The 24,706-nt window shown below is 71.9% G+C and carries 23 protein-coding genes; 13 read left to right on the top strand and 10 right to left on the bottom strand.

The window, feature by feature from the left end; all coding sequences use genetic code 11:
* The 4 genes from ACIHCX_RS14015 to mce form a co-directional block, all read right to left on the bottom strand.
* Nucleotides 1–969 (bottom strand): ABC transporter ATP-binding protein, encoded by a 969-nt coding sequence (locus ACIHCX_RS14015; RefSeq protein ID WP_400029171.1) that lies wholly within the window; start codon nt 967–969, stop codon nt 1–3.
* 103 nt (nt 970–1,072) lie between these two features.
* A complete protein-coding gene (locus ACIHCX_RS14020; protein ID WP_400029172.1) occupies nt 1,073–2,011 on the bottom strand; it encodes a cellulose-binding protein in 939 nt (312 codons plus the stop codon).
* Nucleotides 2,012–2,191: 180 nt separating this feature from the next.
* Nucleotides 2,192–6,037: a polarized growth protein Scy gene (gene scy, locus ACIHCX_RS14025; protein ID WP_400029173.1), complete on the bottom strand. Its 3,846-nt coding sequence runs from the start codon at nt 6,035–6,037 to the stop codon at nt 2,192–2,194.
* Between the two features lie 233 nt (nt 6,038–6,270).
* Entirely contained in the window at nt 6,271–6,711 is a 441-nt protein-coding gene (gene mce, locus ACIHCX_RS14030; protein WP_400029174.1) for a methylmalonyl-CoA epimerase, read from the bottom strand.
* Between the two features lie 149 nt (nt 6,712–6,860).
* On the opposite strand from mce, the gene ACIHCX_RS14035 reads away from it, so the two are divergent.
* From ACIHCX_RS14035 to ACIHCX_RS14045, 3 genes are all read left to right on the top strand, one after another.
* The gene (locus ACIHCX_RS14035) at nt 6,861–8,069 is read left to right on the top strand and encodes an acetyl-CoA C-acetyltransferase (protein ID WP_400029175.1); all 1,209 of its coding nucleotides are present in this window, start codon (nt 6,861–6,863) and stop codon (nt 8,067–8,069) included.
* 137 nt (nt 8,070–8,206) lie between these two features.
* Nucleotides 8,207–9,163 (top strand): methylmalonyl Co-A mutase-associated GTPase MeaB, encoded by a 957-nt coding sequence (meaB, locus tag ACIHCX_RS14040; RefSeq protein ID WP_400029240.1) that lies wholly within the window; start codon nt 8,207–8,209, stop codon nt 9,161–9,163.
* A gap of 178 nt (nt 9,164–9,341) precedes the next feature.
* Nucleotides 9,342–10,556: an MFS transporter gene (locus tag ACIHCX_RS14045; protein ID WP_400029176.1), complete on the top strand. Its 1,215-nt coding sequence runs from the start codon at nt 9,342–9,344 to the stop codon at nt 10,554–10,556.
* A 67-nt stretch (nt 10,557–10,623) separates the two neighbouring features.
* On the opposite strand, the gene ACIHCX_RS14050 is transcribed toward ACIHCX_RS14045, so the two are convergent.
* The 4 genes from ACIHCX_RS14050 to ACIHCX_RS14065 all read right to left on the bottom strand — a co-directional run bounded on the left by ACIHCX_RS14050 (nt 10,624) and on the right by ACIHCX_RS14065 (nt 13,277).
* A complete protein-coding gene (locus ACIHCX_RS14050; RefSeq protein WP_400029177.1) occupies nt 10,624–11,100 on the bottom strand; it encodes a MarR family winged helix-turn-helix transcriptional regulator in 477 nt (158 codons plus the stop codon).
* 92 nt (nt 11,101–11,192) lie between these two features.
* Nucleotides 11,193–11,996 (bottom strand): AIM24 family protein, encoded by an 804-nt coding sequence (locus ACIHCX_RS14055; RefSeq protein WP_400029178.1) that lies wholly within the window; start codon nt 11,994–11,996, stop codon nt 11,193–11,195.
* Nucleotides 11,993–12,643, bottom strand: a complete 651-nt coding sequence (locus ACIHCX_RS14060) for an AIM24 family protein (protein WP_400029179.1) — start codon at nt 12,641–12,643, stop codon at nt 11,993–11,995. The genes ACIHCX_RS14055 and ACIHCX_RS14060 overlap by 4 nt, the downstream gene beginning before the upstream one ends.
* A 1-nt stretch (nt 12,644) precedes the next feature.
* Nucleotides 12,645–13,277, bottom strand: coding sequence for an AIM24 family protein (locus ACIHCX_RS14065; protein WP_400029241.1), 633 nt, complete (start codon nt 13,275–13,277; stop codon nt 12,645–12,647).
* 217 nt (nt 13,278–13,494) lie between these two features.
* Here ACIHCX_RS14065 and ACIHCX_RS14070 point away from each other — a divergent pair, with 217 nt between their 5' ends.
* Both ACIHCX_RS14070 and ACIHCX_RS14075 read left to right on the top strand, forming a co-directional pair.
* Nucleotides 13,495–13,839, top strand: coding sequence for a DUF3817 domain-containing protein (locus ACIHCX_RS14070; RefSeq protein WP_384171129.1), 345 nt, complete (start codon nt 13,495–13,497; stop codon nt 13,837–13,839).
* Nucleotides 13,836–14,165, top strand: coding sequence for an MTH1187 family thiamine-binding protein (locus ACIHCX_RS14075; RefSeq protein WP_400029180.1), 330 nt, complete (start codon nt 13,836–13,838; stop codon nt 14,163–14,165). The genes ACIHCX_RS14070 and ACIHCX_RS14075 overlap by 4 nt, the downstream gene beginning before the upstream one ends.
* A 58-nt stretch (nt 14,166–14,223) precedes the next feature.
* Here the strand turns inward: ACIHCX_RS14075 and ACIHCX_RS14080 are convergent, their stop codons facing one another.
* Nucleotides 14,224–15,204: a DUF5937 family protein gene (locus ACIHCX_RS14080; RefSeq protein ID WP_400029181.1), complete on the bottom strand. Its 981-nt coding sequence runs from the start codon at nt 15,202–15,204 to the stop codon at nt 14,224–14,226.
* Nucleotides 15,205–15,335: 131 nt separating this feature from the next.
* Here ACIHCX_RS14080 and ACIHCX_RS14085 point away from each other — a divergent pair, with 131 nt between their 5' ends.
* The 4 genes from ACIHCX_RS14085 (at nt 15,336) to ACIHCX_RS14100 (ending at nt 19,390) form a co-directional block, all read left to right on the top strand.
* Nucleotides 15,336–16,610, top strand: coding sequence for an MFS transporter (locus tag ACIHCX_RS14085; protein ID WP_400029182.1), 1,275 nt, complete (start codon nt 15,336–15,338; stop codon nt 16,608–16,610).
* 44 nt (nt 16,611–16,654) lie between these two features.
* Nucleotides 16,655–17,188: a MarR family winged helix-turn-helix transcriptional regulator gene (locus ACIHCX_RS14090; RefSeq protein WP_400029183.1), complete on the top strand. Its 534-nt coding sequence runs from the start codon at nt 16,655–16,657 to the stop codon at nt 17,186–17,188.
* A 77-nt stretch (nt 17,189–17,265) separates the two neighbouring features.
* Nucleotides 17,266–17,610, top strand: coding sequence for a DUF3817 domain-containing protein (locus tag ACIHCX_RS14095; RefSeq protein ID WP_400029184.1), 345 nt, complete (start codon nt 17,266–17,268; stop codon nt 17,608–17,610).
* Between the two features lie 79 nt (nt 17,611–17,689).
* Nucleotides 17,690–19,390, top strand: coding sequence for a methylmalonyl-CoA mutase (locus tag ACIHCX_RS14100; protein ID WP_400029185.1), 1,701 nt, complete (start codon nt 17,690–17,692; stop codon nt 19,388–19,390).
* Between the two features lie 52 nt (nt 19,391–19,442).
* On the opposite strand, the gene ACIHCX_RS14105 is transcribed toward ACIHCX_RS14100, so the two are convergent.
* On the bottom strand, nt 19,443–20,060 hold the full coding sequence (locus tag ACIHCX_RS14105) for a TetR/AcrR family transcriptional regulator (RefSeq protein WP_400029186.1): 618 nt from the start codon (nt 20,058–20,060) through the stop codon (nt 19,443–19,445).
* A gap of 238 nt (nt 20,061–20,298) precedes the next feature.
* On the opposite strand from ACIHCX_RS14105, the gene ACIHCX_RS14110 reads away from it, so the two are divergent.
* From ACIHCX_RS14110 to ACIHCX_RS14125, 4 genes are all read left to right on the top strand, one after another.
* Complete coding sequence (locus ACIHCX_RS14110; RefSeq protein WP_400029187.1) at nt 20,299–21,270, top strand: tetratricopeptide repeat protein; 972 nt, start codon at nt 20,299–20,301, stop codon at nt 21,268–21,270.
* Between the two features lie 646 nt (nt 21,271–21,916).
* Entirely contained in the window at nt 21,917–22,558 is a 642-nt protein-coding gene (locus tag ACIHCX_RS14115; RefSeq protein ID WP_400029188.1) for a DUF6230 family protein, read from the top strand.
* A 131-nt stretch (nt 22,559–22,689) separates the two neighbouring features.
* Nucleotides 22,690–23,283 (top strand): DUF6114 domain-containing protein, encoded by a 594-nt coding sequence (locus ACIHCX_RS14120; protein WP_400029189.1) that lies wholly within the window; start codon nt 22,690–22,692, stop codon nt 23,281–23,283.
* Nucleotides 23,273–24,700 (top strand): hypothetical protein, encoded by a 1,428-nt coding sequence (locus tag ACIHCX_RS14125; RefSeq protein ID WP_400029190.1) that lies wholly within the window; start codon nt 23,273–23,275, stop codon nt 24,698–24,700. The genes ACIHCX_RS14120 and ACIHCX_RS14125 overlap by 11 nt, the downstream gene beginning before the upstream one ends.
* The last annotated feature ends 6 nt before the right edge of the window (nt 24,701–24,706 follow it).

Consider the following 24,706-nt stretch of genomic DNA (forward strand, 5'->3'; position numbering starts at 1 on the left):
TCAGCCCTCCTTCTCACTGTCGGCGCCCCGCGGCGGGGTGGGCGCCCCTTCCGGCACGGCCCCTCCGGCGTGCGCGTGGTACTCCACCGCACCGGCCGTCAGCCGCATGAACGCCTCCTCCAGCGACGACTGCTGGCTGCTCAGCTCGTGCAGCACGACCTGGTGCTGTGCGGCCAGCTCCCCGATGCGCTCCGCCTTGCCGCCCTCGACCTGAAGCAGTCCGCCCTCGCCCGGTACGGCCGTGATCCCGGCCTCGTGCAGCACGTCGAGCAGGCGTTCGCGCTGCGGGGTGCGGACCCGGACGTGGGAACGGGAGTTCCGCTCGATGAAGTCGGCCATGGAGGTATCGGCGAGCAGCCGGCCCTGGCCGATGACGACGAGGTGGTCCGCGGTCAGCGCCATCTCGCTCATCAGGTGCGAGGAGACGAACACCGTACGGCCCTGGGCGGCGAGGGACTTCATCAGACCGCGGATCCAGTGGATGCCCTCGGGGTCGAGGCCGTTGACCGGCTCGTCGAACATCAGGATCCGCGGGTCGCCGAGCAGCGCGCCGGCGATGCCGAGCCGCTGGCTCATGCCGAGCGAGAAGCCCTTCGCCTTCTTCCGCGCCACCGGGGTCAGTCCGACGGTGTCCAGGACCTCGTTCACCCGGTGGGTGGGGATGCCGTTGCTCTGGGCGAGGCAGAGCAGATGGTTGTAGGCGCTGCGCCCGCCGTGCATGGCCTTGGCGTCAAGGAGCGCGCCGATGTACGTCAGCGGGTCCTTGAGCTCGTGGTAGTGCCGCCCGTCGATGCGGACGTACCCGGAGGTCGGACGGTCGAGGCCGAGGATCATCCGCATCGTCGTGGACTTCCCGGCGCCGTTGGGCCCGAGGAACCCGGTGACGGTGCCCGGCCGGACGGTGAAGGTGAGGCCGTCGACCGCCAGCTTCTCTCCGTACCGCTTGGTCAACCCCTCCAGTTCGATCATGTGGGACACGCTAGAACGCCGCGAAGCTCTCCGCCACCCCTGGGGCGGAGAGCTTCGCGGTCAGCGATGTACTTCGGCCGCTGTCAGGCCCGGTGAACTCGGATCAGCGGGACTGCTGCGCCGGAACGCCGCGGGAGATCGGCTCGTCCTCGGTCGCCGGCGCGCCCGCGGCGGCCACCGCGGCACCGGTGAGGGTCGCCAGCATCTCGCGCACGTTCGTCAGCTGAGCGTTGATGGAGTCGCGGCGGTTGGTGAGCGCCGCGAGCTCGCGCTCGGACTCCGAACGGATGCGGTCCGCCTTGGCGTTGGCGTCGGCCACGATGTCCTCGGCCTGGCGCTGGGCGGTCTCCACCGTCTGGCGGGCGCGGCGGTCGGCGTCGGTGCGCAGCTTCTCCGCCTCCAGACGCAGCTGCTCGGCGCGGTGCTCGATCTCCGCCAGCCGCTTCTCGGCCTTGGCCTGACGGGAGGCCAGGTCCCGCTCGGACTGCTCGCGCCGCTTGGCGAGGTTCGTCTCGAAGTCCGCGGCGGCCTGTGCGGCCTTGGCGCGGGTCTCCTCGAAGAGGGCGTCCGCCTCCTCCCGCTTGGACTGCGCGTCCTTCTGCGCCTCGGCGCGCAGCTGGGAGGCCTCGCCCTTGGCCTTCTCGACGATCCGGACGCCCTCGTCCTCGGCCTTGGCCTTGCGGTCCACGGCGAAGGACTCGGCGTCGTTGCGCACCTGCTGGGCCGCCGACTCGGCCAGTTCGCGATGCTGTTCGGACGCGCGCCGGGCCTCGTCACGCAGGTCCTTGGCCTCCTCCTCGGCGAGGCGGAGGATCTTCTCGACCCGCGCGCCGAGGCCCGCGTACGACGGCTCGGCGTCGCCGACCTGGGCCTGGGCGTTCTGCGTCTCGAGGTGGAGCTCCTCGATGCGCTTCTCCAGGGCGGTGATACGGGTGTGAGCACTGTCACGGTCGGAGGCGAGCCTGGCGATGTATTCATCCACCTGAGCGCGGTCGTACCCACGCCGCACATGCTCGAAGCCGTAGGGGGAAGTGTCGCTCATGGGGTTCCTGTCGAATGAGACCGGTGAGGTGATAGGTGGAATCCTAGGGGCGGAAGCGGTGTGTCATCGAGCGGATACGTGTTTGATCTGGAGAATGACACCTCTTTTGAGTGGCTGACCGTTCCAGGGCTTGCCAAAGAACAGGTCAAAGCACGCAGAAGACCGGAATCCGCCTACAGGCTAGCCGTCTGACGACTTGCCACCCGACCGGGGTGCCCCCACCGTCGCGCCGGCCTTCACCGCGCCGTCCTTCCCGGACGGCGCCTCGAACGACTCCAGTGCCTCCAGCACGTCCTGGACCCGGGAGATCTCGGCGTTGATGTCCTCGCGCCGGCGCACCAGGATCTCCAGCTCGCGCTTGCCCTCCTCGACCGTGCGCCGGGCCTCGCTGACCGCCTCGGCCTTGAGCTCCTCGGCCTCCTTGACGAGCTTCGCCTTCTTCTGCTCGGCCTCCTTCAGCAGCCCCTCGGCCTTCTTCACCGCGGCGATCCGGACCTTGCCCGCCTCGGAGTTGGCCTCCGAGACGATCTCCTTCGCCTTGGTCTGCGCCTTGGTCAGCTGCTCCTCGGCCGCCTTGACGAGGGCGTCGCAGCGGTCGCCCGCCGACTTCATCGTCTCGGCCGCCTCGCGGCGGGCCCGCTCGTGCAGCTCCTCGATCTCCGTCGTGAGCCGCTCGCGCAGCTCCTCCGCGCGCTCCCGGATCTGGGTGGCGTCCCGGCGGGCGCCGACGAGCAACTCGTCCGCGTCCGTACGGGCCTTCTCCACCGTGCTGTTGCCCTCGACCTTCGCCTCGGACAGGATCCGCTCGGCCTCCTTGCGGGCCGCGCCCACCATCGAGTCGGCCTGGGACTCGGCGTCCGCCTTCGTCTTGACCGCGCTCGTCTGCGCCTCGGTGAGCAGCTTGTCGGCCTCGGCGGTGGTCTCGGTGATGAGCGTGTCGACCTGCTCGGCGGCCTCCGAGCGCCGCTTGTTGGCGTCCCGGCGGGCCTCGTCCAGGGTCCGCTCGGCCTCCTGGCGGGCCTCGCCCACCAGCCGCTCGGCCTCCGCCCGCGCCGTCGACTCGACCCGCTCGGACTCGCCACGGACCCGCTCGGCGTGCGCCTGCGCGGCGCCGACCGTCTCGGCGGCATCGGCCCGCAGCCGCTCCGCGTCCCCGGTGGCGTCCGAGATCAGCTGCTCCGCCGTGGCGACGGACTCGGCGCGGACCCGGTCGGCCTCCTCGACCGTCTCCGTCTGGAGCCGCTCCGCCTCCGAGCGCGCCTCGGAGATGAGCGTGTCCGCCTGGGTGGCCGCCTCCGACCGGATGCGGTTGGCGTCCTCGCGGGCCTCCGCGCGGGTGCGCGAGGCGTTCTGCTCGGCCTGCGCGACGGTGTCGGAGGCCTCGGTGCGCACCCGCTGGGCGTGCTCGGAGACGTCCGCGCGGATCCGCTCCGCCTCCGTGATCGCCTCGGACACGGTCCGCTCGGCGAGCACCTTGGCGGCCTCGGCCTCCTCCCGCGCCTCGCCGCGCAGCCGGCCCGCGTCCTCGCTCGCCCGCTCCCGCTCGGCGTAGGCGTCGGTGCGGACCCGGTCCGCCTCCTCCTCGGCCTCCCGGCGGGTCCGCTCCGCCGCGTGCTCGGCGGCCGAACGCAGCCCGGCGATCTCCTCCTGCGCCTGCTCGTGCAGCCCGGCGACGGACTCCCGCACCTGCTGCGCGTGCTGCTCGGCGGCCGACACCATCTCGGTGGCGCGCCGGTCGGCCTCCTCCACCAGACGGGTGGCCTCGGCCTGCGCCTCCTCCACCCGCTTGCGCGCGGAGGCCAGCAGCTCCTCGCTCTGCTCGCGGGCCCGCTCGCGCTCCTGTTCGGCCTCGCCGCGCGCGTCACCGAGCAGTTCCTCGGCCTCGCGGCGGCGCCGGGCGGCCTCCTCCTGGGCGGCGGCCAGCGTCTCGGACGCCTCGGTGCCCAGCCGCTCCGCGGCGGCCTGCGCCTCCGCGCGGACCCGGTCCGCGGTGTCCTGCGCCTCCGCCTTGAGCCGCTCGGCCTCCACCGCGGCCTCCGAGCGCAGCCGTACGGCGACGGCCTCGCCCTCGGCGCGGGAGGCGGACGCGTCGGCGGCGGCCTCCGTGCGCAGCCGCTCGGCCTCCGTCTCCGCCTGCTGCTGCAGCGTCCGGATGCGCTCGGCGGCCTCGGCGCGCAGTCGCTCGGCCTCCTCCGCCGCCTCGCGGCGGATGCGCGTGGCCTCCTCGCGGGCCTCGCCCAGCGCCTTCTCGGCGTCCGCCAGCCGCTCCTCGGCCTCGGTGTGCAGCCGGGTGAGCTCCTCGGTGGCCTCCGCCTTCCGGGCGGCGATCGCCTGCTCGGTCTCCTCGCGCAGCTCGCGCGCGGCCTTCTCGGCGTCCGCCGTGACCGACTCCGCCTGCTCGGCGGCCTCGGCACGGTGCCGCTCGGCCTCCTGGCGGGTGCGCTCCAGGGTCTCCTCGGCCTGCCGGCGCAGCGTGGTGGCCCGCTCGATGGCCTCGGTGCGGACCTTCTCGCTGTCGGTCTGCGCGGTGCCGCGCAACTCGTCGGCGTCGGCCTTCGCCTTGGCCAGCAGCTCCTCGGCGGACTTGGCCGCCTCCTCGATCTGGAGCACGGCCTCGCGGCGGGCCTCGGCGCGGATCCTCTCGCCCTCGGCGACCGCGTCGGCGCGCAGCTGCTCGGCCTCGCCGCGCAGCCGGCGGGCCTCCTCCTGGAGCTCGACCGTCTTGGCGCGGTACTCCTCGGTGTCGTCCTTGGCGGCGCCCTTGAGCTGCTCGGCGAGGTCGTGCGCCTCGGCGCGCAGCCGGTCCGCCTCGGCCTCGGCCTCCGTGCGGATCCGCTCGGCCTCCTCGGCCGCCGACTTCGTGGTCTGCTGGGCTTCGTCCGACGCCTTGTTCAGCACGTCCTCGGCGGTCTTCGCCGCCTTGGACAGCTGGGTCGCGCTCTCCTCGGCGGTGATCGTCCGGGCCTTCTCGGCGGCCTCCGCGACGATCTTCTCCGCCTCGGCGCGGGCGTCCGCGACCAGCTGCTCGGCCTCGGACCTGGTGGCCTCGGCCTCCTTGGTGGCCTCCTGGACCAGCCGGGCGACCTGCTCCTTGGCGGTGCGCGTGCGCTGCTCGTTGGCCGACTCGGCGCCCGCGAGCGTCTTGGCCGCGGCCTCCTCGGCCTCGGTGACCAGCTTCTCGGCCTCGGTCTGCGCCTTGCGCAGCGCGTCCTCGGCCTCCGTCATGCGCTGCTCGGCGGCCCGGCCCAGCTCGGTGGACCGGCGGCGTGCGGCGTCCGACTCACTGGCGGTGGCGGAGCGCAGCTGCTCGGCGTGGTCGGTGGCCTCCTGGGCCTGGGTGGAGGCGGCGTTCAGCAGCCGCTCGGCGTCGGTGCGGGCGCGGCGCAGGAGCTGCTCGGCCTCCGCGCGGGCCGCCTCGGCGTCGCTCTGCAGCCGCTGCCGGGCCTCGGCGGCCAGCCGCTCGGCCTCCGCACGGGCGGCGGACATGGCCTGCTCGGCCTCGGCACGCGACTCGTCCAGCAGACGCCGGGCCTGCTGCTCGGTGCGGGCGCGCAGCTGCTCCGCCCACGCCACGTTCTCGTTGACGTGCGACTCGACGGTCTGCCGTCGCTCGGCGAGCTCCTGGTCGAGCTGCTGGCGCCGGTTGACCGCCTCGGCGTGCAGCTCCGCCTGGAGGCGCGCGGCCTGCTCGGCGTGCTCCTGGAGGATGCGCTGCGTCTGCGCCCGTGCCTGGCTCAACTCGCGCTCGGCGTCGGCGCGGATCTGGTCGGCCTGCACTTGCGCGTTGCGCAGCAACTGCTCGGCCTGGTAGCCGAGGTCGGCGCCGTCGTAGGCGGGCCGGGTCATGATGGTGCGGCGCGCCTCGTGCAGCTTGGCGCGCAGCACCTCGACCTGGTAGCCGAGGTCCTCGGCGTGCTGGATCGCCTTTTCCCGCTCGGTCTTCAGCCGATCCATCTCGGCCTCGAACCGAGAGAGGTGGTCGACGTCAGCCGCCGGCTCTCGCTCCTGGCGTTCGTAGCCCCGCACTGCGCGGTCCCATCCGTCCCCTGGTCGCAAGCCTGTCCAAACGAGCACCGTCCATCCGCCGAACGGGGCCCCCGGGAAATGGTGTCAGATCAACAGCGGAGCACGGGCTGCTGCCCCGCCGCTCGTCCCCCGAAACACGGACCCCGGCGGTCCTGTCGCTCTTGACGGCAGGACCGGGTCGTCCCCGTTCGGGGACGACCGCCCCCAACCCTACCGGCCCTTATGTACGGGAGTCAGTGCTCAACCGACTCAACGGCCGCCGAAGTGACCAGTTCTGTCAGGACTCCGTGGCAATCCTTGGGGTGCAGGAAGGTGATCCGGGACCCCATCGAGCCGTGCCGCGGCTCGTCGTACAGAACGCGCACGCCCTTGTCGCGGACGGCCGCGGCCTCCGCGTCGACGTCCGCCGTGCCGAAGGCGATGTGGTGCACGCCCTCGCCGTTCTTGGCGAGCCACTTCGCGACGGTGGAGTCCTCGCGGATCGGTTCGAGCAGTTGCAGGTAGGAGGCTCCGCCGTCGGAGGTTTCGTTGATCTTGAGCATGGCCTCGCGTACCCCCTGCTCCTCGTTGACCTCGGTGTGGAACACCTCGAAGCCGTACGTGGTCCGGTAGAACTCGACGGTGGCGTCGAGGTCGTGGCAGGCGATCCCGATGTGGTCGATTCGCGTCAGCATGGAATCAGTGCAACGCCAACGGGGTGGTTACGCAACGTGCGCGCGATCACACCGACGGCCCGATGACGGGGCGGAGCAGCCCTCAGTACATTCGAAGTAAACCCTCGTTCACTTCTTGGCTGAGCAGGCCGGTAAGGGGATCGCAGCTCATGTCTTCTGGAACGTCCGGTACGACCGGCTCGGTGATCGTCGCGGGCGCGCGCACGCCCATGGGGCGGCTGCTGGGCTCGCTGAAGTCCTTCTCCGGAGCCGACCTCGGCGGCTTCGCGATCAAAGCCGCCCTCGACCGTGCGGGAATCGGCGGCGACCAGGTGCAGTACGTGATCATGGGCCAGGTGCTCCAGGCCGGGGCGGGGCAGATCCCGGCCCGCCAGGCCGCGGTCAAGGCCGGTATCCCGATGAGCGTCCCGGCGCTCACCGTCAACAAGGTGTGCCTGTCCGGTCTGGACGCCATCGCGCTCGCCGACCAGTTGATCCGTGCGGGTGAGTTCGACGTGGTCGTGGCCGGCGGCCAGGAGTCCATGACCAACGCCCCCCACCTCCTGCCGAAGTCCCGCGAGGGCTACAAGTACGGCGCGGTGGAGATGCTGGACTCCATGGCTCACGACGGCCTGACCGACTCCTTCGAGGGCATCGCCATGGGCGCCTCCACGGAGACGCACAACACCCGCCTGGGCATCGGGCGCGCGGCGCAGGACGAGATCGCCGCCCTGTCCCACCAGCGGGCCGCCGCGGCGCAGAAGAACGGCGTCTTCGAGGCCGAGATCACCCCGGTGGAGATCCCGCAGCGCAAGGGCGACCCGGTCCTGTTCAGCAAGGACGAGGGCATCCGCGGCGACACCACGGCCGAAGGCCTGGCCAAGCTGCGTCCGGCCTTCGCCAAGGACGGCACGATCACCGCCGGCTCCTCCTCGCAGATCTCCGACGGCGCCGCGGCCGTGGTCGTGATGAGCAGGGCCAAGGCCGAGGAGCTGGGCCTGGAGTGGATCGCCGAGATCGGCGCCCACGGCAATGTCGCGGGTCCGGACAACTCCCTTCAGTCCCAGCCCTCCAACGCCATCCTGCACGCCCTGAAGAAGGAGGGCCTGGAGGTCTCCGACCTGGACCTCGTGGAGATCAACGAGGCGTTCGCCGCCGTGGCCGTGCAGTCAATGAAGGACCTCGGCGTGTCCACGGAAAAGGTGAACGTGAACGGCGGCGCCATCGCCCTGGGTCACCCGATCGGGATGTCCGGCGCCCGTCTCGTGCTGCACCTGACGCTGGAGCTGAAGCGGCGCGGCGGCGGTGTCGGCGCGGCCGCGCTGTGCGGTGGCGGCGGCCAGGGCGACGCGCTGATCGTCCGGGTGCCGAAGGCCTGAGCCGGGTACGGCACGACCGACCCCCTTTCGACCGAACCCTTCGCGCGACCCCCTTCGTGCGAACCGTTTCGTGCGAACCCTTTCGTACGAACCCTCGTACGCGGACCGCGTACGAGGATCACGTGAACGGAGCTGTGATGCAGGACGTCTCCTCTCTGGTGGCCCAGGCCAGGGAAGGCCGGCCGCGAGCCGTGGCCCGGCTGATCTCCTTGGTGGAGGGGGCGTCCCCGCAGTTGCGGGAGGTCATGCGCACGCTCGCGCCGCTGACCGGCAACGCGTACGTCGTCGGTCTGACCGGCTCCCCGGGCGTGGGCAAGTCGACGTCCACGTCCGCGCTGGTGACCGCGTACCGCAAGCAGGGCAAGCGGGTCGGCGTCCTGGCCGTCGACCCGTCCTCGCCCTTCTCCGGCGGCGCGCTGCTCGGTGACCGGGTGCGGATGTCGGAGCACGCCTCCGACCCGGGCGTCTACATCCGCTCCATGGCCACCCGCGGCCATCTGGGCGGGCTCGCGTGGGCCGCCCCGCAGGCGATCCGCGTCCTGGACGCGGCGGGCTGCGACGTGATCCTGGTCGAGACGGTCGGCGTCGGCCAGTCGGAGGTGGAGATCGCCTCCCAGGCCGACACGTCCGTCGTCCTGCTGGCCCCGGGCATGGGCGACGGGATCCAGGCGGCCAAGGCCGGCATCCTGGAGATCGGCGACGTCTACGTGGTCAACAAGGCCGACCGGGACGGGGCGGACGCCACCGCCCGCGAGCTGAACCACATGCTGGGCCTCGGCGAGGCCCGCGGCCCCGGCGACTGGCGCCCGCCCATCGTCAAGACGGTCGCCGCGCGCGCCGAGGGCGTGGACGAGGTGGTCGAGGCGCTGGAGAAGCACCGGGCCTGGATGGAGGAGCGGGGCGTGCTGGCGGAGCGCCGCCGGGCCCGCGCTGCCCACGAGGTGGAGACCATCGCGGTCACGGCCCTGCGCGAACGCATCGGCGACCTGCACGGCGACCGCCGTCTGAGCGCCCTCGCGGAGCGGATCGTCGCCGGTGAGCTGGACCCCTACCAGGCGGCGGACGAACTGGTGGCGGGACTGACCGAGGGCTGATCCCCGCCTCGTCCGGAAACACCGTGGTCAATCCCGGCGGGTACCGCTAACTTGATCCACATGTTCCTCCTCTTGGCATAGACCGCGCACCGGCGCCGCGTCCCGGCCGACGACCGACTGTCGGCGGACGCGGCGCCTCGGTGTGCCGTCTTCATGCCTTCCGTTGGGGGAACCACTCATGTCCGCGCCCACTTCGTCGCGCCCAGCCCTGCCCGCGCGCCCCTCGTACGCCGCCGTCCTGCGCGTCCCGCACGCGCGCCGCACCTTCACCGCCGCCCTGACCGCACGCCTGTCCTACGGGATGGTGTCGCTCTCGGTGATGCTGGCCGTCACCCGGGCCACCGGGTCGTACGCCGTGTCCGGTGTCGTGATGTCCCTGTTCGGCGCCATGTCGGTCTTCCTGCTGCCCCTGCGAGCGTCCCTCGTCGACCGGTACGGACCACGTCGCGCCCTGCTCCCCATGGCCACGCTCTACGGCGCTCTGCTGTGCGCCCTGGCGGTCCTGACCTGGGAGCCCGGCGCACCGGCCGCGGCCGTCGCCGCGACCGCCGCCCTCGCGGGCGCCTGTGCGCCGCCCCTGGGCCCCACCATGCGCGCCCTGTGGTCCGAACTCGTCGCCGACCGGGGCCTCCTGCTGCGTGCCTACAGCCTGGACGGCGTCGCCGAGGAGTTGCTGTTCGTCTCCGGCCCGGCCCTCGTCGGCGTGCTCGTGGGCTTCGCGCCCCCGGCGTCCGGCCTCCTGCTCAGCGCGCTGCTGATCGTCGCCGGCACCTGGGCCTTCGTCACCTCCCCGGTCCTGGCCGGCCCCCGTCCCGCGCCGCGGCGGGAGCGGTCCCGCGGCCGCCTCGCCGGGATCCGCGGCCTCCTGCCGCCGGTCGCCGTGGCCCTGGGCGTCGGCCTGGCGCTCAGCGGAGTGGACCTGCTGGTGATGGCGTTCGCCGCCGAGAAGTCGTACGACACGGCCCTGGTGCCGTGGGTCCTGGGCGCCCTCTCGGCGGGGAGCGCGGTGGGCGGCCTCGTCAACGGGGCGATCGACTGGCGCAGACCCGCCCGGGTGCGCCTGACCTGGTTCGCGGTGGGCCTTGGCCCCGTGATCGCCGTGGCGGGCCTCGCGCCCGGTGTGTGGACCCTGACGGCGGCCATGGCCTGCGCGGGTGCGTTCATCGCTCCGGCGCTGACCACGGCGTATCTGCTGGCCGACGAGACGGCGGCGGAGGATTCCCGGACGCGGGCCGGAGCGTGGGTGAACGCGGCGGTGAACGCCGGTGGTTCGGGTGGAGCGCTGGTGACGGGACTGCTGATCGGTGCCCTGCCGCTCGGGGTGTGCTTCCTGCTGGCGGGAGGGGTGTCCGTGGCGGCGGCGCTGGTCGCGGCACCGTGGCGGCGCCGGTAGGCGCGTTCCGCCCGTCGCGGCTCCGGGGCCTCGGGTCACCCCGGGGTCCCGGACGCCTCGGCCGGGCTCAGGGGCGACCGCGCTGCGCCCGCAGATGCTCGGCGATCGGCTTCAGGGACTTGTCCAGCTCCCCCAGCGCCTCGTGGTCGAGCAGGTCGATGAAGTGCCTGCGCACGGACGCCACGTGGTGCGGCGCGACCTTCCGCATGGTCTCCAGGCCGTGCTCGGTGAGGACCGCGTACAGGCCCCGGCGGTCGGACTCGCAGTTCTCACGGCGCACCAGGTTCGCGTTCTCCATGCGGGTGATCTGGTGCGAGAGGCGGCTCTTGGACTGGAGGGTGGCGGACGCGAGGTCGCTCATGCGCATCCGCACGTCCTCCGACTCGGAGAGATTCACCAGGATCTCGTAGTCGTTCATCGTCAGGCCGAACGGCTGAAGGTCCTTTTCGAGCTGGTACGTCAACAGCCTGTTGACCTCCAGGTGGGTGCGCCAGGCGCACTGCTCCGCATCGGTCAGCCAGGGCGTGGCCGTCTCGGTCTCCATGAATGAAGTCTACCTAAGAAGTTGAAAGACGAACTAGCGAGAGTGGTGTGACGCCGCGCATGCGTTCGATGTCACACTCCGCAGACTACCGTTCACACGCCGAAGCGACGCTGGAGATCTCCCAGCTGTCCGGGAAGACGCGTCTGACCGGCGTGCTGTCCGCGGGTTCCGGACACCCTTCCCCCTCCGGGTACCCCGGGCTCGTCCGGAAGCACCCCCGCCGCCTGCTCCGCCATGAGGCTCTCGCTCGACTGGAGCAGGACCGTCCCGGCGCCCACGAACTCGAACTGGTGCTCCTCCCCGGAGACCGGTCCGAGGCCCGTCATCGAACGCAGCCCGCCCAGTACGCCGGTCAGGTACCCGTGGTCGTAGTGATGGCACGGGGACGGGCAGTCGGCCCAGCCGACCAGCGCCTGCGGGTCGACCCGGATCGGGGGCTCCATGAACACCACGGGGCCGTTGGAGGCGGCCACGAACTTCCCGGTTCCGATGAGGGTGAGGAAGCCGGGCACGATCGACTGCTTCAACGCCAGAGTTGGCTGGAATGCGAGCAGATTGCCGGAGCGAATGGTCAGATTGCCGTCGTCCAGGTCGAAGGAGTTGACATCGAAGGCCCGGTCGGCGAGCAGCATCCGGCCCGAGCCCTGGGCCACCACCCAGTCGCTCGCGTGCAGAGGCGAATGGAACGACGTACGGGTCAGCAGGTCCAGCGCGCCGTGCCCGATGCCGTTGAACTCGATCGCCCCGTAGTAGGCGATCATCTTCCCCTTCTGGAGGAACCACTGGCTCCCCTTGAGCTCCACGCAGAAGGTGTACGGGTTCACGTTGTCGTCGGCCGGCAGGGTGCTCGGGTCGTGGACCACCGGCCCGGCGCCGGGCGTTCCGTACGCGCTCACAGCTTCTCCTCCGACGCCTGGACGTACACCGTGCCGTTGCCGCTCAGCTCCAGCTGGAAGCCCTCGCCGGAGCCGCGGCCCACCATCTCGCGCCAGCCCAGCGCGGTGGAGAGCTTGTTGCGGACGTCGCCGTGGTGGGCGACGTAGGCCTGCGGGTCGACGTGGACGGGGCGCTGCGGGGTGATCGGCACCTCGAAGACGCCGCCGTGCGCCATGACCGCCACCGAGCCGTGGCCCTGGAGGGTCGTGGTGAACAGGCCCTGACCCGACACCTGGCCCCGCACCATGCCCATGACCCCGCCCTGCGAGCCCATGAACATGGTCCCCTGCTGGAGCGTGCCCTCGAAGGCGAGCAGACGGTCCGCCTCCACGTACAACGTGTCACCCGTCATCTCGATCAGGTGCACATGGTGGCCGCCGTGCCCGAAGTACACCGTGCCGCTGCCCTCCACGGTCATCAGCGGTGTCGCCTCACCCGCCACCCGGCGCCCGATCATCGACATCAGACCGCCCTGGCCGCCCTGGATGTTGGGCGTGAACTCCACGTCACCCCGGTAGGCGAGCATCGCGCCGCGCTGACTGAACAGACGCCGGCCGGGCACGACCGCCGCCTCGACCATCTTCGAGTTGATCTCCCGGAAGGTCATCTCACAGGTCCCCCGCGATCGTGTTCCGCTCGCTCGGCTGGACGTACACCAACCCGTCCCCCTCGAACCGGATCTGGAAGGCCTCCCCGCCGCCCTCCCCGAGGAACGTGCGGAAGGTCACCCCGGACTGGAAGGACTGCCGGACGTTCCCCTGGTGCGCGACGTAGGCGCCGGGGTCGACGATCAGCGGGTACTGCGGGCTGACCCTGAGCACCACCGCCGGCCCGTCCGACATGATCGCCGCCTGCCCGTGCCCCTCGACCGTGGTCGTGAACAGCCCGTTGCCCTGGGAGGCGCCGCGCAGCCCGGTGAACGTCGTCCCGGTGCGCAGCCCGGCGTCCGTCGCGAGCAGGTTGCTCGACTCGACGTACAGCTTGTCCCCCTGGAGCCGGACCAGATTGATCTCGGCCGCCCGGTCCGCGAACCAGCACGTTCCCTGCCCCCGCACCTCCATCACGGTCATCTGCTCGCCGGTGAGGCGGCGGGTCACCACGCCGCGCAGTCCCTCGCCGCCACCGGTCAGCCTCTTGAAGGCCATCTGCCCGTCGTACGCGACCATCGAGCCGTTCTTGGCCTTCACGGCATCCCCGGTCATGTCGACGGCGAGCACCCTGCTGTCTTGAAGTCGGAACATCGCCACGCAGCGAAGGTAGCGGCGGACGGGGGCGGCCGACAGGGTCCACGGGGGGACAACGACCCTGATTCACACCCTTACGGGTCGGCCGCGGGCACCCCCTGACCGGACGCGCGCGGTGGGTTTGCCACAATGGACGAACGTTTGTGCTCGCATTCACAAGCCGGCCGGCGCCCCTCCCGCGGCCCGCCGGTCCGTCTCCCACCGAAGGTGACCCGTGGACATCAAGACCGCCACCGCCCTCCGCCGCCTCCGCCTGGTCTCCGCCCCCGAGGCGGTCTCCTTCCTCCTGCTGCTGGTCTGCTCGGTCCTGAAGCGGACCACGGACTTCAACGCGGTGCCCGTGATGGGCGCGATCCACGGCGTCCTGTTCATCCTGTACGTGATCTTCTGGGCCGACGCCTGGAACCGCGCCAAGTGGTCGCTGGGGACCGCCGCCCTCTACTTCGTCCTCTCGGTCCTGCCCACCGGCGGCTTCTTCGCCGAGCGCAGGCTCAAGCGCGAGGCCGAGGACGCGGTGATCGCCTCCCGCGCCCGCCGCGAGGGAGTCGTGAGCGCGTGATCGTCGCCTTTTCCGTGACCCCGCTCGGGGTCGGCGAGGACGTGGGGGAGTACGTCGCCGACGCCGTCCGGGTCGTCCGCGAGTCCGGACTGCCCCACCGCACCGACGCGATGTTCACCTCCGTCGAGGGCGAGTGGGACGAGGTCATGGACGTCGTCCGGCGGGCCGTCGCCGCGGTGGAGGCACGCGCCCCGCGCGTGTCCCTGGTCCTGAAGGCGGACATCCGTCCCGGCGTGACGGACGGCCTCACCGCCAAGGTGGAGCGGGTCGAGAGGTACCTCGCCCAACAGGGTCGGCAGGCAGAGCAGGCAGAGCAGGCGGGGTAGGCACCCGGCGGCGCGTCGTGGGACTCCCGTCCCACCCGCGCCGCCCGTCTCGCGCGCCTCACCCGCCCGAGACCAGCGCCATCCCCAGCGGTGTGCGCTCGTACAGCACCTGGTGCCCGTACCGGCGGGACGTGAGCAGGCCCGCGTCCCGCAGCACCGTCAGATGCGCCGACACCGACGACGGAGCCAGGCCCAGCCGGTGGGCCAGGGTCGTCGTCGTCGCCGGATCGGTCAGCGCGGCCAGGACCGCGGCCCGCCCCCGCCCCAGCAGCCGCACCAGGGCCTCGCCGCCCTCCGCGCCCGGCCGGGCCCACAGGCCCGCCAGTCCCCGCGCCGGATACACCAGCGTGGGCTGCCAGGGCGGGTCGTAGCCGCTGATCACGTCCGGCCAGGAGAACACGCTCGGCATCAGCACCAGGCCCCGCCCGTCGAGGTCGCGCCCGTGCTCGCCCGGCCAGTCGACCGTCAGCGTCCGGCCGTCCCAGGACATCCGCCGGTCCAGCTCGGGCAGCAGCGCCCCCAGCCCCACCTCGGCCAGCCGCCGCGAGTGGAAGGCCACGTCGGCCTCGAGGAGCGCCCGCAGCCGGGGCCACTCCGGTTCGACCAGCGCATGCCACGCGGCCTCCAGCAGGTCGGCCAGCTCCCGCACCGCGCGCCCCGGATCGGCGAGCATCGCCCGCCCCCGGGCCGACTCCAGCGCACCCGGCGTATCGGCGAGCGCCCGCGCCAGCTCCTCCCGCGCCGTCCCGGGGTCCGCCGCCCGCAGCTGGGCGATCTCGTCCTCGAAGACGGCCGCCGGCCCGATCGGCGGCGGCCCGAGGAAGTCGGGGCTGTGCCCGCGCCGGGGCATGAGCAGCCACAGCGGGGCGAGGTCCAGCTCCCGCGCGGCCTCCCGGATGCGACGCAGCCAGTGCGGGTGGTACCCGTGCCGGTCCGGCCGCCGCAGCGTCCGCACCGCCTCCTGCGTCTCCCACAGCGGCGACACCGCGAACCGGCACCGCATGAGGTCGTCGTCCCCGAAGTGCAGACGGAACGGCACGGCACCCCCAGGAAGAACAGCGAAGACCAGCGAAGAACAGCGAAGACGGCGAAGAACAGCGAAGACGGCGAAGATTCGGCGGAGGCCGAAACTCTACGCCGCCCGCCCCTCCCACCGGCACGCTGCGGCCCATGCAGCAAGCCCCCGAGCCCACCCCCGCCCCGCAGACCCCGGACCAGCCGGAGCCCCCGCCCGCGAGCGCCCCCGCACCGGAACCGGCGACCGGCTACGCCCGGGTCTTCGCCGTGCCCGAGTTCCGGGCGGTCTTCGCCGCCCACGCCCTCTCCCTGCTCGGTGTGGTCGTCAGTGAGATCGCCCTGTCGGTCCTGGTCTACGACCTCACCGGCTCGCCCCTGATGAGCGCCCTCACCTTCGCGCTGGGCTTCCTGCCGTACGTCGTCGGCGGCACCCTCCTCGCCGGGATCGCCGACCGCTTCCCGGCCCGCCGGGTGCTCGTCGTCTGCGACCTGGCCTGCGCGGCCTGCGTGGCCCTCATGGTGGCGCCGGTGGCCCACATCGGCGTCCTGCTCGTCCTGCGCTGCGTGCTCGCCGTCGTGTCCCCGGTGTTCCAGGGGACGCGCATGGCCACCCTCACCGACATCCTCGGGGACGGCGACCTGTTCGTCCTCGGCCGCTCCCTGCTGCGGATCGTCTCGCAGAGCGCGCTGCTCGTCGGCTACGGCCTCGGCGGCCTGCTGCTCACCGTGGTCAGCCCCCGGCACGCCCTGCTCATCACCGTCGGCACCTTCCTGACCTCGGCGGTGCTGCTCCGCTTCGGCACCCGGCGCCGCCCGCCGCGCACCGGGCGGCCGGGTGCCCTGGTCGGCGACTCGCTCCGGGGCGCCCGGCAGATCCTCGCCGACCGCCGGACCAGGGTGCTGCTCCTGCTGTTCTGGCTGCCGCCGATGTTCGCGGTCGTGCCCGAGGCGCTGGCGGCGCCGTACGCCGCCGCGCTCGGCGCCGGCTCCACCGGCCTCGGCCTGCTGATGTGCGCGCTGCCCGTCGGCGCGATCGCGGGCGAGCTGTACGCGGGTTCCCGGCTGCGGCCCGCCGCCCGCGAGCGGATCGCCCTTCCGCTGGTCTGCCTCATGCTGCTGCCGTACCTCGGCTACGCCCTGCACCCGGACCTCACCGTCTCCCTCCTCCTGCTGCTGCTGTCGGGCACCGGGTCGGCGTACACCCTCGGCCTGGACCAGTGGTTCGTGCGGGCGGTGCCCGAGGAACTGCGCGGCCGGGCGATGACCCTGCTGACCGCCGGACTCATGACGATCCAGGGCGTGGGCATGGCGCTGGCCGGGGTCGCGGCGGAGTTCGCCGGGGTGGCCGCGACGGTCGCGGGGGCCGGAATCCTGGGGACGGTGTGCTGCGTGGGGCTGGCGGTGGCCGCCCGCCGGACCGAAAGCTGAGACGGGGCTGAGCCGGATATGACCGACGGGTAGGGTCTGGTGACGTGCCGAAGCCCCTCAGTCTCCCTTTCGACCCCATCGCCCGCGCCGACGAGCTCTGGAAGCAGCGCTGGGGAAGCGTGCCGTCGATGGCCGCGATCACCTCGATCATGCGCGCCCACCAGATCCTGCTGGCCGAGGTCGACGCGGTGGTCAAGCCGTACGGGCTGACCTTCGCGCGCTACGAGGCCCTGGTGCTGCTCACCTTCTCCAAGGCGGGCGAGCTGCCGATGTCCAAGATCGGCGAGCGTCTGATGGTGCATCCCACCTCCGTGACGAACACCGTGGACCGGCTGGTCAGGTCCGGTCTCGTGGCCAGGCGCCCCAACCCCAACGACGGGCGCGGCACGCTCGCCGTCATCACCGACAAGGGCCGCGAGGTGGTCGAGTCGGCCACCCGCGACCTGATGGCGATGGAGTTCGGACTCGGGGCCTACGACGCCGAGGAGTGCGGCGAGATCTTCGCGATGCTGCGGCCGCTGCGGGTCGCCGCGCACGACTTCCACGAGGACCGAGGGGCCGCGTTCCACGAGGACTGACGGGCCGCGGCAGGGGCCGGCCGCGGCACGGCCACCCGGGGCAAGATCTCCCGGAACGGGTGGTTACGCTCGTCCCCATGAAACGAAGCGTGCTGACCCGCTACCGGGTCATGGCCTACGTCACCGGTGTGCTGCTGGTCCTGCTGACTCTTGGCGTGATCGCCAAGTACGTGCTGGGCATCAACGGCGCGGCGAGCTTCACGAGCGTCGTCGGCATCGCGCACGGCTGGCTGTACGTCGTGTACCTGGTGTTCGCCTTCGACCTGGGCTCCAAGGCCAAGTGGCCGGTCGCCAAGCAGCTGTGGGTGCTCCTCGCGGGGACCGTCCCGACCGCCGCCTTCTTCGTCGAGCGCCGGGTCAGCCGCGAGCTGGAGTCCCGGCTCGCCGCGCAGGACGAGGCCCCCGCGGTGGCCAAGGCGTAGGCACGCGCCACCGCCGTACGGAACCCGTACGGCGGTCAGCCGTCGACATTTACTTGGACGTCCTAGTAAATTCGAGGGTATGGACGCTGACGCCATCGAGGAGGGCCGCCGTCGCTGGCAGGCCCGGTACGACGCCGCACGCAAGCGCGAGGCGGACTTCACCACGCTCTCCGGCGATCCCGTGGAGCCGGTGTACGGCCCCCGGCAGGGAGACACGTACGAGGGATTCGAGCGGATCGGCTGGCCGGGGGAGTACCCCTTCACCCGCGGCCTGTATCCGACCGGCTACCGGGGACGCACCTGGACGATCCGGCAGTTCGCCGGGTTCGGCAACGCCGAGCAGACCAACGAGCGCTACAAGATGATCCTCGGCAACGGCGGAGGCGGGCTCTCGGTCGCCTTCGACATGCCGACGCTCATGGGCCGCGACTCCGACGACCCGCGTTCCCTGGGCGAGGTCGGCCACTGCGGCGTGGCCATCGACTCGGCGGCCGACATGGAGGTGCTGTTCAAGGACATCCCGCTCGGTGACGTCACCACGTCGATGACGATCAGCGGGCCGGCCGTCCCCGCCTTCTGCATGTACCTGGTCGCCGCGGAGCGGCAGGGCGTGGACGCCGCCGTCCTCAACGGCACGCTCCAGACGGACATCTTCAAGGAGTACATCGCGCAGAAGGAGTGGCTCTTCCAGCCCGAGCCGCATCTGCGCCTCATCGGCGACCTGATGGAGCACTGCGCCTCCAGGATCCCCGCGTACAAGCCGCTGTCCGTCTCCGGCTACCACATCCGCGAGGCGGGGGCGACGGCCGCGCAGGAGCTGGCGTACACGCTGGCGGACGGCTTCGGATACGTCGAACTGGGGCTGAGCCGCGGTCTCGACGTCGACGTCTTCGCGCCCGGCCTGTCCTTCTTCTTCGACGCGCACCTCGACTTCTTCGAGGAGATCGCCAAGTTCCGCGCGGCGCGCCGCATCTGGGCCCGGTGGATGCGGGACGTCTACGGGGCGAAGACCGACAAGGCGCAGTGGCTGCGCTTCCACACGCAGACCGCCGGGGTCTCGCTGACCGCCCAGCAGCCGTACAACAACGTCGTGCGTACGGCCGTCGAGGCGCTCGCGGCGGTGCTCGGCGGCACCAACTCGCTGCACACCAACGCGCTCGACGAGACGCTCGCGCTGCCGAGCGAGCAGGCCGCGGAGATCGCGCTGCGCACCCAGCAGGTGCTGATGGAGGAGACCGGGGTCGCCAACGTGGCCGATCCGCTGGGCGGTTCGTGGTACATCGAGCAGCTGACGGACCGGATCGAGGCGGACGCCGAGAAGATCTTCGAGCAGATCAAGGAGCGCGGACTGCGCGCGCACCCCGACGGGCAGCACCCGATCGGGCCGATCACGTCCGGAATCCTGCGGGGGATCGAGGACGGGTGGTTCACCGGCGAGATCGCGGAGTCGGCGTTCCGGTACCAGCGGGCGCTGGAGAAGGGCGACAAGAGGGTCGTCGGCGTCAACGTCCACACCGGCTCGGTCACCGGCGATCTGGAGATCCTGCGGGTCAGCCACGAGGTGGAGCGGGAGCAGGTGCGGGTGCTCGGCGAGCGGAAGGCCGCGCGGGACGACAGCGCCGTGCGCTCCGCGCTGGACGCGATGCTGGCGGCCGCGCGCTCCGGCGCCAACATGATCGAGCCGATGCTCGACGCGGTGCGCGCCGAGGCGACGCTGGGTGAGATCTGCGGGGTGCTGCGGGACGAGTGGGGGGTCTACACGGAGCCCGCGGGGTTCTGAGGGCCAAGGCAGGACCAGGAGCCGGGGCGGGTTGATCCGTCCCGGCTCCCCCTCAGCCGTTCGCCGCCAGCCCGGTCAGAAGGAGCCGGGTGAGGTCGTGCACCCATCGTTCGTCCGCCGGTTCGTCGCTGACCAGGGTGCGGTGCACCACCGCGCCCGCGACGACGTCGAAGATCAGGCCGACCGTGCGGGCGGCCTCCTCCGGGTCCGGTTCCGGGGGGAGTTCGCCGCGCGTCTGGGCGCGGGCGCGGCCCTCCAGGACCAGGTGTTTCTGGCGGTCCACGATCGAGGTGCGGATGCGTTCGCGCAGGGCCTCGTCGCGGGTCGACTCGGCGACCACGGCCATCAGGCCGCTCTTGGTCTCGGGCCGGGCCAGGATCGCCGCGAACTGGAGCACCACGCCCTCGATGTCGGCGGCGAGGCTGCCGCGGTCGGGGAGACGGAGCTCGTCGAAGAGTTCGGCGACGGCATCGACCACGAGTTCGTTCTTGCCGGCCCAGCGGCGGTACAGCGTCGTCTTCGCGACCCCGGCCCGGGTGGCCACGTCCCCCAGGGTGAGTCCGGACCAGCCCAGCTCCACCAGCGCCGCCCGGGTGGCGGCCAGGATCGCCGCGTCCGCGGCGGCGCTGCGCGGCCGGCCGGCGCGGGCGATCGGGGTGCGGCTCTGCATTCCCTGACCATAACCGGACCGAAAACGAGTGATTCCTGTCCGGTCGTGAGAGAGATCACCGCGATGAGCTTCCACGAGGGCACCCGGCGCCATTACGCTACGTGCCGTAGCGAAACGCGGGCGCGAGCCCGCGTCCGAGCGACGACCACAGGGCGCCAGGTGGGGACCGGGCGCCCGCGGCGGTACGGCTTTCCCGGCGGTTTTCACTCAGGCGGGCAGAACGGGGGAGGATAGGCGCATGCAGCCACGGAACATGTCCATGAGCGGAGTCGTCGACCTTGCCGCGGTGAAGGCGGCCCAGGAGGCCAAGGCGAAGGCGGAGCAGGCGCGCGCCCAAGCGGCCAGGGAGGGCGGCGCGGGGGCGGTCTCCCCGGCCGATCTCGTCATCGACGTCGACGAGGCCGCTTTCGAGCGCGACGTCCTTCAGCGGTCGGCCGAGGTACCGGTCGTCATCGACTTCTGGGCCGAGTGGTGTCAGCCCTGCAAGCAGCTGAGCCCGGTCCTGGAGCGGTTGGCCGTCGAGTACAACGGGCGCTTCCTGCTCGCCAAGATCGACGTCGACGCCAACCAGTTGCTGATGCAGCAGTTCGGCGTCCAGGGGATCCCCGCGGTCTTCGCGGTGGTCGCGGGCCAGGCCCTGCCCCTGTTCCAGGGCGCGGCGGCAGAGGCGCAGATCCGGGAGACGCTGGACCAGCTGGTGCAGGTCGCCGAGCAGCGGTTCGGGCTGACCGGCCTGACCGTCGACCCGGACGCCGAGGCGGGCGCCGAGGCGGCCCCACAGGTCCCGGTCGGCCCGTACGACGCACTGCTGAACGCGGCCTCGCAGGCCCTCGACGCCGGCGACCTGGGTGGCGCGGTCCAGGCGTACAAGAACGTGCTGGCCGACGACCCGGGCAACCCGGAGGCCAAACTCGGCCTGGCGCAGGCCGAGTTGCTCCAGCGGGTGCAGGGTCTGGACCCGCAGCGGGTGCGCAAGGAGGCGGCCGAGAGGCCCGCCGACGTGCAGGCGCAGATCATCGCCGCCGACCTGGACCTGGTGGGCGGTCACGTGGAGGACGCGTTCGGCCGGCTCATCGACACCGTGCGGCGCACCGCCGGTGAGGACCGGGACACGGTGCGGCTGCGGCTGCTGGAGCTCTTCGAGGTCGTCGGGGCCGAGGACCCACGAGTGACGGGGGCGCGCCGGGCGTTGGCGCGGGCGCTGTTCTGATCCGGGCCAATGCTCCTGCGGTGGCCAGTCGTTGAACCTCACGGCCTGTGATGCCCGAGTGAAGGATTGGCCGAGGGGCCGTCAGTGCGGCCGCGCTTTACCAAAACTTGGTAAGCGCGGCCGCTGTTACTGGCAGTAAATCAGGGGTGTGCTTCCGCCCGGTTCCAGCCGGAGATGGGGCGTTTTGTTCTGCCCTTTGTTGCCACCCAGTGTCGCCGTTCGAGACCGGTGCGTCGTGTCCCGGTGGCCCGGCCGTTACCAGCGAGTAACGAACCCCCTTGTGCGGGCGGCGAGAATGCACCACGATCGGCGACGCTCGGTCCATCCCCGTACCCCGGCAGCCGGCCGGGTCATGGGGTGCCTGGGTCCCCACCGAGCAGGGGCGGCGGTAGTGACGCCGGCCCTTGGGACAGGGGGGTCTTCGCCGGCTGGCGAAGCCTGTCCAGCAAGGTTGTGCGTGATGTGTGTCAGGCGCGACCAGTGGTTGTCGCTCGGGGGTGATCGCCGGTGATTCGGGCGCGGTTGGCGTCACCGAGTACGGGCGCTCTCCTTCCCGAGGACGTAGCACTTCTCCCATCCCTGCCCGGCCGAACCGCCGGCCGGTGGTGAGCCGGGCCAGGAGATGTACGTCCGAGAAGGAGGAAAAATGGAGTCCCAAGTGCGTGGCGGGACCAGATGGAAGCGGTTCGCTGTGGTCATGGTGCCCAGCGTGGCCGCGACGGCGGCGATAGGCGTGGCCCTGGCTCAGGGTGCCCTCGCCGCGTCGTTCAGCGTGTCGGGCCAGTCGTTCAAGGTGACGGCGGACCGGCTCGAAGGCAAGGGGTTCTCCCAGTACGGCGCGATCGACTCGGGGAAGAGCCTCGACGGCAGCAAGGACGAGAACCACCCGGTCGCGGTCTCGGCGTTCCGGACGGCCACGATCAACAACCTGTGCCAGTCGGTCGTCACCCCGACGCCGTTCGGCAACGTGAGCCTGATCCTGAAGGCGGGCGGCGGCAAGTCGCCGGTGGAGGCCGAGAACCTCTACATCGACGTCGCCGACCTCACGGCCGACGCCACGTTCACCAACATGGACATCGGTGTCGCCGCCGGAAGCATCGACAAGGGTCCGGGCGTCAAGGCGGGCGAGCTCAAGAACAAGCAGACCAGCCCCTTCGGGTTCGCCCAGCAGGCCGAAACGGCCACGCTGACCGGCGTGAAGCAGACGGCGTGGGCGACCACCGCCGGAACCTTCAAGCTCAGCGGACTCAGCATGTCACTGGCGACGGGTACCAAGGAGTGCTACTAGGCACTCGGTGACGGGCGGGGGAGCCGATGGCGCCCCCGCCCGTTCCACCTTCCACCCGCTCTTCACACACCCCCCACACCGACCAAGCACCACCCTCATCACAGCAACGCCGCACCAGGGAGCTGTTTTCCATGAGCGCCGAGACTCCTGCCGAAGCCGGCCAGTTCACCCGCCGGAGGCTGCAGTTCCGCGCCTGGCGGGGCACACGTCCGTTCTGGGCCGGTCTGTTCGTCCTGCTCGGCGGCTTTCCGATCATGTACTTCCCGTACGCCCACCTTCAGCTCGGTCATCTGACGCTGGCGATGGCCACCACCGCGGGAGCCGGGTCCCTGATCATCGGCGTGCTCCTCGTCGTCCTGGGCGTCAGCCTCTGGTTCCAGAAGCACATCCGGGTGTTCGCGGGTGTCGCGGCGATCCTGCTGGCGCTGGTGTCCATCCCGGTGTCCAACTTCGGCGGCTTCGTCATGGGCTTCCTGCTCGCGCTCATCGGCGGCGCGATGGCCGTGGCCTGGGCGGAGGGCGTACCGCCCGCTCCGGAGGACGTCGAGCGGGCCCGCCCGGTACCGGGCGGTGCTCCCGAGGCCGAGCCCGGCCCGCTGGTGGACCCGATGGTGGACCCGGTGAGTGAGGGTGACCCCTCCCAGAACCTCGAGGCGCTGGGGGAGAACGACCTGTCAGGAACGAGCCCGGCCAACGGGGCGAACGGGAGGCGAAGTGCCGGCTGACGAGGTGACTCACGGGACGGGAGTGGAGGAGTTCCGTGTGAGAACCGGGCCGCGCCACGCGGCACCCAAGAAGCCGCTGTTCACCAGGTTCCACATGCCGGCCGGCAGGGCGATAGCCATGGCGGCGATGCCGACCGCGGTCCTCATGGGGATGGGCCTCACATCGACGCACGCCGTCGCCGACAACAACGCGCCGACGCCGTCCGCCAAGAGCCTGACCGCCGACGAGTACAAGGACTGTGTCGCGGCGCTGGACGGCTCCCAGGACAAGGCCTCGCCGGCGCCGTCCGCCTCCGCGAGCGCCGGCGACGCCGCGGAGGACGGCGGCGCCACCGCGAAGCCGGCGTCCCCGGCCCCGTCCGCCACGGGGCAGGACAGCCAGGCGGACCGCAACGGTCAGCAGGACGCGTCCTCCTCGCACGCCTCCTCCTCGCCCGGCACGGCCTCCGGCGACAAGGCCGCGCCCGAGCCGGCCCCCACCGCCTCCCAGAGCCAGCCCGGCGGTTCGGGGACCGGGGGAGCCGCCCCGGCGGCCCCAGCGGCCCCGTCGGTGGCCGGGAGCGGCGGCGTGCTGGGGACCGTCGGCGACGCGCTCGGAGGCGTCGGGGACGCGCTCGGAGGCCTCCTCGCCGGCGGCAAGCAGGGCTCCGGGGCCTCCGCGGACCCGGGGGTCGCGCCGTCCGCCTCCTCCTCGCCCGCGGCGGGCGGGACCGGCGGCACCGGCGACGGCGCCTCCGCCCCGGCCGAGGACACCGCCCGGAAGGTCACCGGCACCGTCAAGGACACGGTCGAGGGCACCGTGAAGGACACGGCCGGCGCGGTGTCCAGAACGGTCGGGGAGGCCGGGAAGGCCGTCGAGGGAGCCAAGGACACGGTCGGCGAGGCGGCCGACGCGGCGACGGCCTCCCCGAGCCCGTCGGCGAGTTCCACGACGGACCCGGAGGACTGCCCCGTCGCCACCGACACCGTGGGCGGCGTGGACAACACGGTGCTCCTGGCCGACGACCCCTGGTACCTGGACGCCAGCTCGCTGGAGCTGAAGGGCGCCGACTACCAGGGCGTCGTGGAGGTGCGCACGGCCAGCGGCAAGGTCAAGAAGGTGCTGAAGTACGTCATTTCGCAGGGCACCAACATCGGCGACCTGCACCAGACGGTGAAGGACAAGCAGGCCGGCAAGACCTACCACGTGCAGGCCGCCCAGGGCTCGATGTCCACGATTCGCGGTGGCGACACGGTGATGTACACCGAGAGCATCTCCGGCAACCTGTTCGGGCTGATCCCCATCACCTTCGACCCGACGTGCCCACCGCCGCTGAACATCCCGTGGATCTACTTCACCCACGTCAAGGTGGTCCAGGCGGCCCAGTTCGGCGGCAACCTGCACGTCCCCGGAATGCACGTGTACACCACCGACTGACCGGCC

The sequence above is a fragment of the Streptomyces sp. NPDC052043 genome, from assembly GCF_044548235.1.
Taxonomy (GTDB): Bacteria; Actinomycetota; Actinomycetes; order Streptomycetales; family Streptomycetaceae; genus Streptomyces.

Bases quoted from the DNA above. Each gene is read 5' to 3' on its own strand.
- ACIHCX_RS14050 (WP_400029177.1), bottom strand. From the start codon at position 11,100: ATGGAGACCGAGACGGCCACGCCCTGGCTGACCGATGCGGAGCAGTGC.
- ACIHCX_RS14045 (WP_400029176.1), top strand. From the start codon at position 9,342: ATGTCCGCGCCCACTTCGTCGCGCCCAGCCCTGCCCGCGCGCCCCTCG.
- ACIHCX_RS14060 (WP_400029179.1), bottom strand. From the start codon at position 12,643: ATGACCTTCCGGGAGATCAACTCGAAGATGGTCGAGGCGGCGGTCGTG.
- ACIHCX_RS14065 (WP_400029241.1), bottom strand. From the start codon at position 13,277: ATGTTCCGACTTCAAGACAGCAGGGTGCTCGCCGTCGACATGACCGGG.
- ACIHCX_RS14115 (WP_400029188.1), top strand. From the start codon at position 21,917: ATGGAGTCCCAAGTGCGTGGCGGGACCAGATGGAAGCGGTTCGCTGTG.
- ACIHCX_RS14110 (WP_400029187.1), top strand. From the start codon at position 20,299: ATGCAGCCACGGAACATGTCCATGAGCGGAGTCGTCGACCTTGCCGCG.
- ACIHCX_RS14015 (WP_400029171.1), bottom strand. From the start codon at position 969: ATGATCGAACTGGAGGGGTTGACCAAGCGGTACGGAGAGAAGCTGGCG.
- ACIHCX_RS14035 (WP_400029175.1), top strand. From the start codon at position 6,861: ATGTCTTCTGGAACGTCCGGTACGACCGGCTCGGTGATCGTCGCGGGC.
- meaB (WP_400029240.1), top strand. From the start codon at position 8,207: ATGCAGGACGTCTCCTCTCTGGTGGCCCAGGCCAGGGAAGGCCGGCCG.
- ACIHCX_RS14085 (WP_400029182.1), top strand. From the start codon at position 15,336: ATGCAGCAAGCCCCCGAGCCCACCCCCGCCCCGCAGACCCCGGACCAG.
- ACIHCX_RS14020 (WP_400029172.1), bottom strand. From the start codon at position 2,011: ATGAGCGACACTTCCCCCTACGGCTTCGAGCATGTGCGGCGTGGGTAC.
- ACIHCX_RS14120 (WP_400029189.1), top strand. From the start codon at position 22,690: ATGAGCGCCGAGACTCCTGCCGAAGCCGGCCAGTTCACCCGCCGGAGG.
- ACIHCX_RS14100 (WP_400029185.1), top strand. From the start codon at position 17,690: ATGGACGCTGACGCCATCGAGGAGGGCCGCCGTCGCTGGCAGGCCCGG.
- mce (WP_400029174.1), bottom strand. From the start codon at position 6,711: ATGCTGACGCGAATCGACCACATCGGGATCGCCTGCCACGACCTCGAC.
- ACIHCX_RS14095 (WP_400029184.1), top strand. From the start codon at position 17,266: ATGAAACGAAGCGTGCTGACCCGCTACCGGGTCATGGCCTACGTCACC.
- ACIHCX_RS14105 (WP_400029186.1), bottom strand. From the start codon at position 20,060: ATGCAGAGCCGCACCCCGATCGCCCGCGCCGGCCGGCCGCGCAGCGCC.